Source organism: Actinomadura sp. NPDC049753 (genome assembly GCF_040674655.1).
GTDB lineage: Bacteria > Actinomycetota > Actinomycetes > Streptosporangiales > Streptosporangiaceae > Spirillospora > Spirillospora verrucosospora.
Genome location: NZ_JBFARL010000210.1, coordinates 1 through 13,071, shown reverse-complemented (window position 1 = coordinate 13,071; position 13,071 = coordinate 1). Strand labels below are relative to the sequence as shown.

Annotated in this window: 12 protein-coding genes and 2 pseudogenes; 10 read left to right on the top strand and 4 right to left on the bottom strand. The window is 73.4% G+C overall.

The genetic code is table 11. The features are described 5' to 3' along the window. The 7 genes and pseudogenes from AB0K37_RS34670 to AB0K37_RS34640 all read left to right on the top strand — a co-directional run. Positions 1–269 (top strand): annotated as a pseudogene (locus AB0K37_RS34670) (cell division protein FtsZ); the annotation flags it as partial. Continuing rightward, positions 266–994 (top strand): peptidoglycan editing factor PgeF, encoded by a 729-nt coding sequence (gene pgeF, locus AB0K37_RS34665; protein WP_363988296.1) that lies wholly within the window; start codon positions 266–268, stop codon positions 992–994. The pseudogene AB0K37_RS34670 and the gene pgeF, both read left to right, overlap by 4 nt. After that, positions 991–1,749 (top strand): YggS family pyridoxal phosphate-dependent enzyme, encoded by a 759-nt coding sequence (locus AB0K37_RS34660; protein ID WP_363988293.1) that lies wholly within the window; start codon positions 991–993, stop codon positions 1,747–1,749. The genes pgeF and AB0K37_RS34660 overlap by 4 nt, the downstream gene beginning before the upstream one ends. Positions 1,750–1,854: 105 nt before the next feature. After that, complete coding sequence (sepF, locus tag AB0K37_RS34655) at positions 1,855–2,391, top strand: cell division protein SepF (protein ID WP_345175482.1); 537 nt, start codon at positions 1,855–1,857, stop codon at positions 2,389–2,391. Between the two features lie 21 nt (positions 2,392–2,412). Next, positions 2,413–2,709: a YggT family protein gene (locus AB0K37_RS34650; RefSeq protein ID WP_089312594.1), complete on the top strand. Its 297-nt coding sequence runs from the start codon at positions 2,413–2,415 to the stop codon at positions 2,707–2,709. Between the two features lie 57 nt (positions 2,710–2,766). Next, positions 2,767–3,690, top strand: coding sequence for a DivIVA domain-containing protein (locus tag AB0K37_RS34645; RefSeq protein WP_363988289.1), 924 nt, complete (start codon positions 2,767–2,769; stop codon positions 3,688–3,690). Positions 3,691–3,843: 153 nt separating this feature from the next. Beyond that, positions 3,844–5,151: a hypothetical protein gene (locus tag AB0K37_RS34640; protein ID WP_363988286.1), complete on the top strand. Its 1,308-nt coding sequence runs from the start codon at positions 3,844–3,846 to the stop codon at positions 5,149–5,151. A 45-nt stretch (positions 5,152–5,196) separates the two neighbouring features. Here AB0K37_RS34640 and AB0K37_RS34635 read toward each other — a convergent pair whose 3' ends face one another. Together AB0K37_RS34635 and ileS are read right to left on the bottom strand one after the other, a co-directional pair. Then, positions 5,197–5,994 carry a DUF1707 domain-containing protein gene (locus AB0K37_RS34635; RefSeq protein ID WP_363988283.1) on the bottom strand — a complete coding sequence of 266 codons (798 nt, stop codon included), beginning with the start codon at positions 5,992–5,994 and terminating at the stop codon, positions 5,197–5,199. A gap of 304 nt (positions 5,995–6,298) precedes the next feature. Next, on the bottom strand, positions 6,299–9,472 hold the full coding sequence (gene ileS / locus AB0K37_RS34630) for an isoleucine--tRNA ligase (RefSeq protein ID WP_363988280.1): 3,174 nt from the start codon (positions 9,470–9,472) through the stop codon (positions 6,299–6,301). Between the two features lie 812 nt (positions 9,473–10,284). On the opposite strand from ileS, the gene AB0K37_RS34625 reads away from it, so the two are divergent. From AB0K37_RS34625 to AB0K37_RS34615, 3 genes are read left to right on the top strand one after another with little or no spacing between them, the layout of a single operon-like run. After that, positions 10,285–10,698: a TraR/DksA C4-type zinc finger protein gene (locus AB0K37_RS34625; RefSeq protein WP_363988299.1), complete on the top strand. Its 414-nt coding sequence runs from the start codon at positions 10,285–10,287 to the stop codon at positions 10,696–10,698. Continuing rightward, a complete protein-coding gene (gene lspA / locus AB0K37_RS34620) occupies positions 10,671–11,396 on the top strand; it encodes a signal peptidase II (RefSeq protein ID WP_363988277.1) in 726 nt (241 codons plus the stop codon). The genes AB0K37_RS34625 and lspA overlap by 28 nt, the downstream gene beginning before the upstream one ends. Then, the gene (locus AB0K37_RS34615; protein ID WP_363988274.1) at positions 11,396–12,328 is read left to right on the top strand and encodes an RluA family pseudouridine synthase; all 933 of its coding nucleotides are present in this window, start codon (positions 11,396–11,398) and stop codon (positions 12,326–12,328) included. Before lspA ends, AB0K37_RS34615 begins: the two co-directional genes overlap by 1 nt. A gap of 21 nt (positions 12,329–12,349) precedes the next feature. Here the strand turns inward: AB0K37_RS34615 and AB0K37_RS34610 are convergent, their stop codons facing one another. After that, positions 12,350–12,661: an AzlD domain-containing protein gene (locus tag AB0K37_RS34610; RefSeq protein ID WP_363988271.1), complete on the bottom strand. Its 312-nt coding sequence runs from the start codon at positions 12,659–12,661 to the stop codon at positions 12,350–12,352. Further along, positions 12,658–13,071: pseudogene (locus AB0K37_RS34605) on the bottom strand (hypothetical protein); the annotation flags it as partial. The pseudogene AB0K37_RS34605 and the gene AB0K37_RS34610, both read right to left, overlap by 4 nt.

Here is a 13,071-nt window from a genome sequence, read left to right as displayed (position 1 = left end):
GCCACGACGGCCGCGACCCCGAGAGCATCCTCGCTCCCGCGCTGCCCGAGCCGGTCACCTTCGAAGGCCCGTCGGCCGACCGGGACGCCGGCGCCTCCGGCGGCGAGTCCGCCGGTTCGCGCGCCCCCGCGCCCCGCCCGCCCGCCGAGCAGCCCTCCCCCCGCGTGCACGCGGGGGAGAACGACGGCGGCCCCGCCTCCGGGCAGCGCCGCCGTCCCGTGGTGTTCGACGAGGACGACGACCTCGACGTGCCCGACTTCCTGAAGTGATCACCGCCGTCGCCCTGGGCGACGGCGTCGGCGCCGGCTTCACCGGCCGCGCCGGCGGCGTGAGCGGGCCCCCCTACGACTCCCTGAACCTCGGCGGCGCGGTCGGCGACGACCCGGCCGCCGTCCTGGACAACCGGCGGCGCGCCGCCGCCGCGCTCGGCGCCGACCCCGAGCGCACCGTCTTCATGCGGCAGGTGCACGGCGCCGACGTCGCGTTCGCCGCCTCGACCGACCTGCCCGGCCCGGTCGACGCCGTCGTCACGACCGTGCCCGGGCTCGCCCTCGCCGTCCTCGTCGCCGACTGCGCGCCCGTCCTGCTGGCCGACGCGGCCGCCGGGGTCGTCGGCGCCGCCCACTCCGGCCGCCCCGGGACGGCCGCCGGAGTCGTCCCGGCCCTGGTGAAGGCGATGTGCGAGCGGGGCGCCGACCCGGCCCGGATGACCGCGGCCATCGGACCGGCCGCGTGCGGCCGCTGCTACGAGGTCCCCGCGGAGATGCGGGACGAGGTCGCCGCCGTCGTCCCCGCCGCGTACGCCACGACGTCCGAGGGCACCCCGGCCCTCGACATCCGCGCCGGCGTCGCCGAGCAGCTCGCGTCCGCGGGGGTGACCCGCGTGACCGCCGACGGCCGCTGCACCATCGAGGACCCGGGCCTCTACTCCTACCGCCGCGAGGGACGCACCGGCCGTTTCGCCGGATATGTCTGGTTGAAGGAAGACACGTGACCGACCGGGACCACACCGGCGCCGACGCGGACGGCCCCGCGGCCGAGCGGCGCGCCGAGATCGCCGAGGGCCTGGCCGCCGTCCGGGCGCGCATCGCCGCGGCCTGCGCGGCCGCCGGCCGGAGCGAGGACGAGATCACGCTGATCGCGGTGACCAAGACGTTCCCCTCGTCCGACGTGCGGCTGCTGGCCGGGCTGGGCGTCACCGAGGTCGGCGAGAACCGCGACCAGGAGGCGCGCCCGAAGGCCGCCGACTGTGCCGACCTGCCGCTCACCTGGCACTTCGTCGGACGGCTCCAGACCAACAAGGCGCGCGCCGTGGCCGGCTACGCCGACGTCGTGCACTCCGTGGACCGCCCGCGCCTGGTCACGGCCCTCGCGGACGGCGCCGCCCGCACCGGCCGCACGCTCCGCTGCCTCGTGCAGGTCTCCCTGGACGAGGCGGGGAAGAAGGGCGAGGTGGGGGAGAGGGGCGGGGCCGTCCCCGGCGACGTCCCCGAACTGGCCGACCAGATCGCCGCCGCCCCCGGCCTGGAGCTCGGCGGCGTGATGGCCGTCGCGCCCCTCGGCGCGGACCCGCTGCCCGCCTTCGACCGGCTCGCGGAGACGGCGGCGCGGATGAGGCGGAACCATCCGGACGCGCGGATCGTCAGTGCGGGTATGAGCGGCGATCTGGAGCAGGCGATCGCGTGCGGCGCGACACACCTGCGGATCGGTACGGCGTTGCTCGGCGGCCGACGGGCAATCGTCAGGTAATGTCCCCCCAGTGGTACCTGCCTGAACGTGGGAAGCCACGACTGATCAGTCCAACGGCGGGGCCGGACGCGCCCGGCGCCGAGGCCACAGGACACGGAGGGACGTATGGCCAGCGCGATGCGCAAGATGGCGGTCTACCTCGGCCTTGTGGAGGACGATCGCTACGACGACAAGTACGGCGACTACGACGAGTACGAGGTCTACGACGAGGAGACCGACACCGGGCAGGGACGCCGTCGCGATGACGAATCCGGCGGTCAGCTTACCCGAGCCGAAGAGGCGTCGGACCGCGATCGCGACCATCACTCCACGTCGACCATCGAGCGACGGTCCGTGGCGCTCTACGAGTCCGGTACCACCGACCTTGCGCGTATCACTACGCTGCATCCGAGGACCTACAACGAGGCGAGGACGATCGGGGAGCACTTCCGGGAGGGCACGCCGGTGATCATGAACCTGACCGAGATGGTCGACAGCGACGCCAAGCGCCTGGTCGACTTCGCGGCGGGTCTCGTGTTCGGGCTGCACGGCAGCATCGAGCGTGTTACCAACAAGGTGTTCCTGTTGTCGCCCGTCAACGTCGAGGTGACGGCGGAGGACAAGGCCCGGATGGCGGAACGTGGGTTCTTCAACCAGAGCTGAGAGTCGCATGCGAGAGTATCCGTGAACATCGTTGGATCCGTCCTGCAGGGCGTCCTGTACCTCTTCCTGCTGTTCCTGATCGGGAGGCTGGTCCTGGAGGTCCTGCAGTCGTTCGCCAGGCAGTGGAAGCCGACCGGAGTGGTGCTCGTGATCGCTGAGGCGACCTACACGGTCACCGATCCGCCGCTGAAACTCCTCAGGCGTTTCATCCCGCCCATCCGGCTGGGTAACGTTGCCCTGGACCTCAGCTTCACGGTCCTCATCCTTGTGGTCTGGGTCTTGATCGTCTTCGTCGGCTCCATATTCGGCGGAGGTTAGGTCGATCGGATACCGTCCTTCGGGGACAGACTCCAAGCGCGCCAAGGAGACGAGAACATGCCGCTGACACCCGCCGATGTGCGGAACAAGCAGTTCAGTACCACCAGGCTGAGGCCGGGGTACGACGAGGAGGAGGTGGACGCCTTCCTCGACGAGGTCGAGGCGGAGCTCGACCGCCTCATCCAGGAGAACGAGGAGCTGCGGGCCAAACTGGCCGAGTGCCTGCGCGGCAAGGTTCCCGCCATGGCCGCTCCCATCGTGGAGCCCAAGCCGGACATCCAGAAGATCCCCGAGCCTCCCCGCCCCGAGCCGCAGCCGCAGCCCGAGCCGGAGCCCGTCCTCGGCGGCCTCGGCATGTCGTCCCCCGCCCCGAGCGGCGAGGACAACATGGACACCGCGGCCCGCGTGCTGGCGCTCGCGCAGCAGACCGCCGACCAGGCGATCGCCGACGCCCGCCGCGAGGCCGACGAGACGCTCGGCCGCGCCCGCCGCGAGGCCGAGGAGATCCTCGGCAAGGCCCGCCGGCAGGCCGACCAGATCGTCAGCGAGGCCCGCTCGCGCGCCGAGGCCCTCGACCGCGACGCCCAGGAGCGGCACCGCCAGGTCATGGGCTCGCTCGTGCAGCAGCGCGAGGAGCTCGAGCGCGAGGTCGACAACCTGCGCGCCTTCGAGCGCGAGTACCGCAGCCGCCTGAAGGTCTATCTGGAGGGCCAGCTGCGCGACCTGGAGGCGGGCAGCACCGAGACCGGCGCGTTCGCCGCCGTCCCGGGCGCGGCCCCCGTGCAGACGCAGCAGAACACGCCCCAGGCCGGTCCGCAGACGGGCCCGCAGAACGCCCTTCCGCACGCCGAGAACCGCAACGGCGGCGGCGCGCCGGCACCGGGCACGTTCCCCTCGCCCGAGCACGCCCAGCAGGTCCAGCACTCGGCGACGGGCGCTTTCCACTCCGGCGGCGACAACCCGCCGCACGACAGGCGCTGACACGGACGCCTCAGGCGATAGTGTCGTTCCGATCGCCGCGCCGGGGATGGCGCGCCGCCATCCCCGCGGCGCCGGGCGGTCGTGCCCACGGCCGGCCGCCGGCCCTCTCGCGCGGCCCGGAGCCTAGCGGTCTGAACGAGTGGGAGTGACCCTGTGATCATCCTGAGTGGCGTTCTCGTGGTGGTGGCGATCGCCCTGCTGGTAGCGGGAATCGTCGCGGGCAACGGAGACAGCGCACAGGTCTTCGGCCTGGACGCCCTGGTGGTGATCTACATCTCGATCGCCGTCAGCATCGTCTCCGCGGTGTGCCTGGCCATCGGGGTGTTCCTGCGGCGCAAGGAGCTGTTCGGCCCGGGTGCCGTGCCGAGCCCGGCCCACCCCGGCAGGAAGTCGCAGAAGGCCAAGAAGGACAAGCGGACCAAGGGCAGGGAGAGCGTCCCCGCCGCGTCCGCTCCCGCCAAGGACGCGCAGGGCGCCGCGGAGGCCGAGTCCCCGGCCGGCCCGGCCGACACCGAGGTCGAGATCCCCGCCCCCGTCGTCGACGTCCCCGACGACGCGCTGGTGTTCGTCGTCCGCGGCCGCAAGCGCTACCACCTCGACACCTGCCGGCAGCTCGCCGGCCGGGACACCGAGGAGCTCACCTACGCCGAGGCCAAGGAAGAGGGCTTCAGCCCCTGCACGGCCTGCATGCCCGACACCGCACTGGCGGCGCGCGCCGCGGCGTCGGTCTCCGCGTCCTCCGACGCGAGCAAGGCGGCGGAGACGGCACCCGCGGCCGGCAAGCCCGCCGAGCGATCCGAGAGCGGCCTCGCGGGCCTCGCCAAGCCCGCGCCCACCTCGTTCGACAAGCCCGGCGCCTCTGACAAGCCCGGCGCCTCTGACAAGCCCGGCGCCTTCGACAAGCCCGGCGCCTTCGACAAGCCCGGCGCCTTCGACAAGACGGCCGAGATCCCGCGGGCCGGCGAGCCCGCCGACGAAGCCGAAGACCGGAACGCCGAGGACACCGGCGCCCCGAAGCGGGGCGCGACCGTTCCCACCCGCACCGACATGCCCGTCGCGGGCCTCTTCGCGTCCAGTGCCTCCGAGGAGCCCTCCAAGGCCCCGGAGACGGCCGATCCGGCCGACGCCGAAACCGAGGACCGGCCCAGCACGGAACCGGGCGCTGCGGCCGAATCCGCGCCGCCGGACGTCACCGTCGACCTCGGCACCGCACCGGTCGGAGGCTCCGAAGCGGAGGACGCCCGGGCGCCGGAGCCCGAGCCGGACGAGGCCGGCGGCGACGGCCCGCAGGTCCGAATCCTGAGCGGCACCAAGCGCTACCACCGCGTCGACTGCGCCCTCATCGAGGACATCGGTGACGAGGCCGACGACCTGGAGTCGCTGTCGCGCGCGGAGGCGAAGGCCCGGGGCTGCACGCCCTGCCTGGTCTGCCAGCCCGACCGCGAGCACGCCCGCGACTGACCCGCCTCGTTCGCTGAATCCCGGACGGCCGGAGCCGTCCGGGGCTCAGCGGCCGTGGTGCCGTTCGTCGCGCAGTTCGCGGAGGCGGTCCCGGCGCGCGTCGCGCCGCTCGCGGTGCAGCCGCCGCATCTCCTCGTGGTGCTCGCGGCGGAGTTCGTGGTGTTCACGGTGAAGCTGGTGCCGCTCCCGGTGGCGGCCGCGGCCACGCTTCTCGCCCACGGCCCTGCGCTCGACCGAGACGCCGCCGAACAGCAGCATCCCGGTCAGCCGGATGACGGGCGCGTCCGGATCCACGGTGTCGTCCTCGGGGAGGTCGGTGCCGCCGAAGATCGCGAAGTTGGACCCGACGACCCGCACGCCCGGCGGCACCACGATGTTCACGCCGCCGAACACGCAGGTCACGGAGAGGGTGACCTCGCCCTTGCTGAGGACCGCCTGCCGGAAGTCCAGCTCCACGCCGCCGAAGACGCAGGTGACCGTGGTGGTCGGCTCGACCAGCCAGCGCCCCTTGCGCTCCGCCCCGCTGAACACCGCCACGAGGTGCGGTGACTGGGAGGGCGGGGGCGGGAGCCGGGGCGCCTGCTCCTTGCGCAGGTCGACCCGCGGCCGCGGCGCGTGCTGCGAGGGCAGGTCGCTGAGCACGGGCTCCAGTTCGGCGTAGGTCTTGGCGTTGTAGACGACGTCGATGCGCTCGGCGTGCTCCTCCGGCGTGATGCGCCCCTCGGCCAGGGCCTCGCGCAGGCGGTCGGCGACCTCGTCGCGGTCGGCGTCCGACGCGCGCATGCTCGCGGGGGACGGCCGCGCGGGCGGTTCGGAACCGGACGGCTGCTCGGGAAGATTCACGGATCCATCATCGCAAACGCGATGTGTCGCGAAGAACCCCATCCCGAAATTTCCCCACCCCGCGAATCCTCCCCCCACGCCCCCGCCCGGCGACGAGCGTCCCCCGCGAATGCCCCTCCCGGAATGAGGCTTGCACGGGATGAGTCTCGCCCCGCGAAGTCCCCCTGCGATCAGCGTTCTCGCGTTGAGTTCTTTTCCTGTGGAGTTGTTCCCGGCGGGGAGTCGGGTGCGTGGAGGGCCCCTCCGCTGCGGCCGGGCCGGTCGGGCCTGGCCGCAGCGGAGGGGGCCGCTTCGTTGCGCTAGTTCACGCTTTGCGGAGGTAGTACGTGAGGCCGAGGTCCTCGTCGCGGGTGGCGGTGAGGCTCTCGGGGCGGCCCTCGGACACCGAGGCGGCGAGCACCTCGGCGGCGACCTCGTCGGCGTGGGCGCGCAGCGCCTCGGCGAGGTCGGTGCCGGTGGCCTCCCACCACAGGTCGATGCGGTCGGTCACCTCCAGGCCGGCGGCCTTGCGGCCCTCCTGGACGAGGCGGACGGCCTCCCGCACGAGGCCCGCGCGGCGCAGTTCGGGCGTGACGGTGAGGTCGAGCGCGACCGTCTCGCCGGCGGCGCTCTCCACCGCCCAGCCGCTGCGCGGGCGCTCGGTGACGATCACGTCGTCCGGGCCGAGCGGCACCGCGCCGACGCCGTCGGCCTCGACCTGCGCCGAGCCCGCGCGCAGCGCCTGGACGAGAGCGGCCGGATCGGCCGAGGTGATCGCCTTGGCGACCTTCGGGGTGTCCTTGGCGTACCGCTTGCCCAGCTCGCGGAAGTTGGGCTTGACCTCGTACTCGACCAGGTCGCCGCCGATCGAGGACAGCTCCTCGAAGCCGAGCACGTTCAGCTCCTCGGAGATCTGCGCGCGCAGCTGCTCGGGCAGCGCGGACCAGCCGGGGGCGCCGACGAGGGCGCGGCCGAGGGGCTGGCGGGTCCGCACGCCGCTGGCGGCCCGCGCGGACCGGCCGAGCTCGACCAGCCGCCGGACGAGCGCCATCCGCTCGGTCAGCTCCTCGTCGAGGAGGCCCTCGTCGACGGCGGGCCACTCGGCGAGGTGCACCGACTCGGGGCCGTCCTCGGGGCGGATCACGTCCCACACGTGGTCGGTGATGAACGGGACGATCGGCGCCATCAGCCGGGTGAGGGTCTCCAGGCACTGGTAGAGCGTCGCGAACGCGGCCGAGCCCTCGGGCGTCTCCGGGCCCTCCCAGAAGCGCCGCCGGGAACGCCGCACGTACCAGTTGGACAGGTCGTCCACGAACTGCGAGAGCCGGCGGCCCGCGCGGGCGGTGTCGAACTCCTCCAGCGCGGTGTCGACCTCGCGGACGGTGCGGTGCAGCTCGGCGAGCGCCCAGCGGTCCAGGAGCGGGCGGTCGGCGGGGGCGGGCGCCTCGGCCAGCCGGTCGGGCGTCCACGCGCGCCCCTGCGCCTGAGCCGCGTTGGCGTACAGGACGAAGAAGGACGCGGTGTTCCAGTAGGTGAGCAGGACCTTGCGGACGATCTCCTCAAGGGCGCCGTGCCCGACGCGGCGGGACGCCCACGGCAGCCCGCTCGCGGCCATGAACCAGCGGACCGCGTCGGCGCCGTGCTGGTCCATCAGCGGGATGGGCCGCAGCACGTTGCCGAGGTGCTTGCTCATCTTGCGGCCGTCCTCGGCGAGGATCAGGCCGAGGCACACGACGTTCTCGTAGGACGACCGGTCGAACACCAGCGTCCCGACGGCCATGAGCGAGTAGAACCATCCGCGGGTCTGGTCCTGGGCCTCGCAGATGTACTGGGCCGGGTAGGCGTCCTCGAAGACCTCGTTGTTGCGGTGGGGGGCGCCCCACTGCGCGAACGGCATGGACCCGGAGTCGTACCAGGCGTCGATGACGTCGGGGACGCGGCGCGCCTCCGCCCCGCACTTGGGGCAGGGGAGGGTGACGTCGTCCACGTACGGGCGGTGCGGGTCGAGCGCGGACAGGTCGCCGCCCGCCAGCTCGCCCAGTTCCTTGAGCGACCCGACGCAGGTGACGTGCTCCTCGTCCTCGCCGCAGACCCACAGGGGGAGCGGCGTGCCCCAGTAGCGGCTGCGGGACAGTGACCAGTCGACGTTGTTGCGCAGCCACTCCCCGTACCGGCCGTGCTTGACGGTCTCGGGGTACCAGTTGGTCTTCTCGTTCTCCTCCAGCAGCCGGTCCTTGATCTGCGTGGTGCGGATGTACCAGGCCGGGAGCGCGTAGTACAGCAGCGGCGTGTGGCAGCGCCAGCAGTGGGGGTAGCTGTGGTCGAAGTGCCCGCCGCGGAACAGCAGCCCGCGCGCGCGCAGGTCTTCGGTGAGCGGCTCGTCGGCGTCCTTGAAGAACTTGTTGCCGACCAGGGGCACCTCGCGCAGGAACCGCCCGTCCGGCCCGATCGGGTTGACGATCGGCATGCCGTAGCGCTTGCAGACGGTCATGTCGTCGCCGCCGAACGCGGGGGCCTGGTGGACGAGCCCCGTGCCGTCCTCCACGGTGACGTAGTCGCCCAGGACGACGTAGTGCGCGTCGGGGATGTCGACGAGGTCGAACGGCCGCCGGTAGGGGGTCCGCTCAAGCTCGGTGCCCTGGAACGTGGCGAGCCGCTCGGCGCCCTCGCCGAGGACCTGGTCGACCAGGGGCTCGGCCACCACGAGGACCTCGTCGGACCCCTCCGGCCGGGCCGCAACGTACGTGACGTCCGGGTGGACGGCCACCGCGGTGTTCGACACCAGCGTCCAGGGGGTCGTCGTCCAGATCAGCAGCGCGGCGCCCATCTCGGCCAGGGGGCCGGACGTGACGGGCATCCGCACGAACACCGACGGGCTGGACACGGTCTCGTACCCGCCCGGCTGGCCCAGCTCATGGTCGGACAGGCCGGTCCCGCAGCGCGGGCAGTACGGCGTGATGCGGAAGTCGCGGAACAGCAGGCCCTTGTCGAACACCTGCTTCAGCGACCACCAGACGGCCTCGACGTACTCGGGGTCCATCGTGCGGTAGGCCTGGTCGGTGTTGACCCAGTAGCCCATCCGCTCGGTCATCTCTTCGAAGGCGTCCACGTGGCGCAGGACCGATTCGCGGCAGCGGGCGTTGAACTCCGCGACGCCGTACTCCTCGATGTCCTTCTTGCCGGTGAGGCCGAGCTCCTTCTCCACGGCGACCTCGACGGGAAGGCCGTGGCAGTCCCAGCCGGCCTTGCGCGGGACGTGGTGGCCCTTCATGGTCTTGAAGCGCGGGAAGACGTCCTTGAAGACGCGGGCCTCGACGTGGTGGACCCCGGGCATCCCGTTGGCGGTCGGGGGGCCCTCGTAGAACACCCACGGGGTCCCGGACGCGGTCCGCTCCAGGGACCGCTCGAAGACCTTGTTCTCCTGCCAGCGGCGCAGCATGTCCCGCTCCAGGGCGGGCAGATCGACCTGCGCGGGCAGCGGCCGAAAAGCTCGGCTCACGATGGCGGACCTCCGGATCGACGCGAACACGTTGACCGGAGGGACGAGGCGGCTGCCCCGCGGTACCACCCTCCTTGACCGTGCCCGTGCGGCGCGGTCCGCTTCGTTCCAGTCTGGTCGGCCGGGTCTACTGGGCCCCTCGGCGGGGCGGTTCTTCCGGCGGCTCCGGGGTGATCAGACCGCCGGGCTCGCCCCCGGGCTCGCACCGTCCCCGGGTCGCTCATGGCTGCGTGCGGCGGCAGGTGTCCCCATCAGTGCCTGCCATGCGACTGCTCGTCCCGACTTTAACGCACGCCGGGCCCCGGCTCTTCCCCTTTTCCCTCCGCGGGGACACGGTTCCTTTGCGATCTCGTACGCGGCGCGGGAGTTTCCATGCGTTCGGCGACCGGGCATAAGCGGTCGGTAACACGGCCCAGGTTGTTTACCGTGCCCGAGAGAGGGGACCAATGCTGCCCGCACTGCCCGTTGAGGCGACCAGCGCGAGGGAGGCCGACATGGCCGGCGCGATGAGGGGCGCGACGCCCGCCGCAAGCAAGAGCCGGGGCACGGCTCGGCCGTCCCAGACCCGCACGCCCGCCGCGAGGACGGGCGCGAGAACGGGCCCGGCGGGGAAAGGCGCGGCGGGAAAAGGCACGGCTGAGAAAGACGCCGCGGGAAAGGGCCCCGCCGGAAAGGACGGGGCGGAAAAGGACGCGGTCGAGGCGGGCGCCGCGAAGGGCACCGCCGTGAAGCCGGGCAAGGCCGCCGGGCGCCGGCCCGGGAAGCCGGGCGGGGCCGGGACGGCCGCCGGGACCGGCGGGGCGGCGCCGGACGTGCGGGAGCCCGCCAGGACGGCGGCCGCGGAGCTCCCGGTCCGCGAGGGGGAGCACCAGTGGACGCCGGCGGAGCTGGCCGAGGTGCGGGCGGGCCTGGAGGAGCAGATCGAGGGGCTGCGCAGCGAGATCGCCGCGTCCGCCAGCCAGATCGCCGAGGGCGACTCCAGCGACGGGGCCGGCGACGACCAGGCCGACGCGGGCGCCAAGACCTACGAGCGCGAACACGAGCTCGCGCTGGCCTACAATTCACAGGACCTGCTCGCCCAGATCGAGCGGGCCGTCCAGCGGATGGACGCCGGCACGTACGGGATCTGCGAGTCCTGCGCCAGGCCGATCGGCAAGGCGCGCCTCCAGGCCTTCCCGCGTGCGACCCTGTGTGTGACATGCAAACAACGCGAGGAACGTCGCTGAGCGACTCAACGAACCCAGAGCGGCAGGCCGGGGAGACCGCGGAGTCTCCCCGGCCGCGCCGCGTCGGCGTGCTGGTCGCCGTGGCCCTGGCCGCGCTCGCCGCCGACATCGTGTCCAAGATCATCGTGGTGTCGACGCTGCAGGACCGCGCGCCGGTCCGGCTGCTCGGCGGCCTGCTGACGCTGCGCGAGACCCGCAACAGCGGCGCCGCGTTCTCGATCGGCACCGGCTACACCATCGTGTTCACGCTGATCGCCTGCGGGGTGGTTGTGGCGATCCTGCGGACCGCCCGGAACCTGCGCAGCGCGCCGTGGGCGGTCTGCCTCGGGCTGCTGCTGGGCGGCGCGGTCGGCAACCTCATCGACCGGCTGCTGCGGGCCCCGGCCCCGCTGAAGGGCCACGTCGTCGACTGGATCCAGCTGCCGCACTGGCCGGTGTTCAACCTGGCCGACTCCGCGATCGTCTGCGGCGGCGTGCTGGCCGTCCTGCTGGCGGCGCGCGGCCTCCAGGTGGACGGGACGCGCCTCAAGGACGAGGGCTCCGGCGGCGACGAGACCCCCGACACGGGTGAGGGCCCGGAATCGGAGACGTCCCCCGGTAAGGGGGATGCGGCCGCCGAGGGCCGTGCCACCGAGACCGCGGCCGCGGGTGAGCCCGAGGAAGAGGCCGAGGTTCCGGCGCCGGAGGAGAAGTCGTGATGGGCGACGTGCGAAGCCTCCACGTCCCCGACGGCCTGGAGGGCGAGCGGATCGACGCCGCCCTGGCGCGCCTGTTCGGGCTGTCGCGCGGCAGCGCCGCCGACATCATCGCCGCGGGCGACGTCGCGCTGGACGGCGCGCCGGTGGCCACCAAGTCCGAGCGGCTGCACGCCGGCGCCTGGCTGGAGGTCACGCTCCCGCCGCCTCCCGCGCCGCCCGCCCCGGTCGCCGAGCCCGTCCCCGGGATGGGCGTGCTGTTCGAGGACGACGACATCGTCGTGGTGAACAAGCCGGTCGGCGTCGCCGCCCACCCGACCACCGGATGGACGGGCCCGACCGTCCTCGGCGGGCTGCTCGGGGCCGGGCACACGATCGCCACCAGCGGCGCGTCCGAGCGGCAGGGGATCGTGCACCGGCTCGACGCCAACACCACCGGCGCCATGGTCGTGGCGAAGAGCGAGGTCGCCTACTCGCGGCTCAAGCGCGCGTTCAAGGAGCGGCGCATCGACAAGCGCTACCAGGCGCTCGTGCAGGGCCACCCCGACCCGTTCCGCGGGACGGTCGACGCCCCCATCGACCGGCACCCCTCCGGCGACGGCCGGTTCGCGGTCGTCGCGGGCGGGAAGCCGTCCGTCACCCACTACGACACCGTCGAGGCCTTCCGGGCGGCGTCGCTGCTCGACATCGACCTGGAGACGGGCCGCACGCACCAGATCCGCGTCCACATGTCGGCGATCCGGCATCCGTGCGTGGGCGACATGGCCTACGGCGCCGACCCGACCCTGGCGGAGCGCCTCGGCCTGAGGCGGCAGTGGCTGCACGCCGTGCGGCTCGGGTTCGAGCACCCCACCAAGGGCGAATGGGTGGAGTTCGAGAGCCCCTACCCGGACGACCTGGCCCGCGCCCTGGAGATCGTCGCGGCCGAGTCCTGAACTCAGGACAGAGCGGACCCTTCAGAGACCGAGCAGGCGCAGCCCCGCCGCGACGGCGGCCGCGACGACCAGCACCACCAGGAACGGCGCGCGCAGCAGCAGCGCGGCCACGGCGGCGCCCAGTCCCGCCAGCCGCGCGGCGTCCAGATCGAGGGTCCGGCCGTCGGCGAGCGCCTGGACGGCGATCAGCGCGGTGAGCAGCGCCACGGGGACCAGTTCGGTGAACCGGCGCACCCGGGGGTCGTCCAGCATGCGGCGCGGGGTGAGGAGCCCGCCGAGCTTCAGCGCGTAGCAGCCGAGGCCGGTGGCGATCACTGCGATCCAGACGCTCACGGCGCGGCCCTCCGGCCGAGCAGGGCGGGCAGCGCGGCGACGGCGGCCAGCATGACCGGCACGCCCGGCGGCAGCACCGGCGTCGCCGCCACCGCGATCACCGCCGCCGCGACGGCGACGCGGACCGCCGCCCGCCCGCCGGTGAGCCGCGGCCAGAGCAAGGCGAGGAACGCCGCCGGGCCGAGGACGTCCAGGCCCACGGCCTCGGGGTCGCCCAGCCGCGCCGCGCCCACGGCGCCCAGTAGCGTGGTGAGGTTCCACGCCAGGTAGAGGGTGACCGCCGTCGTGTAGAAGCCGGTGCGGGCCGCGGCCCGGCCGCGCTGCGCGGTCGCCACGGCGGCCGTCTCGTCGATCGAGAAGGCCGCGGCGCTGCGTGATTCGGAGAAGCAGCTGCTGGGGCAGAAGGCGCA

What these genes read in the sequence shown, in the direction of transcription:
- sepF (WP_345175482.1), top strand. Translation starts at nt 1,855, where the DNA reads ATGGCCAGCGCGATGCGCAAGATGGCGGTCTACCTCGGCCTTGTGGAG.
- AB0K37_RS34645 (WP_363988289.1), top strand. Translation starts at nt 2,767, where the DNA reads ATGCCGCTGACACCCGCCGATGTGCGGAACAAGCAGTTCAGTACCACC.
- lspA (WP_363988277.1), top strand. Translation starts at nt 10,671, where the DNA reads ATGCAAACAACGCGAGGAACGTCGCTGAGCGACTCAACGAACCCAGAG.
- AB0K37_RS34615 (WP_363988274.1), top strand. Translation starts at nt 11,396, where the DNA reads ATGGGCGACGTGCGAAGCCTCCACGTCCCCGACGGCCTGGAGGGCGAG.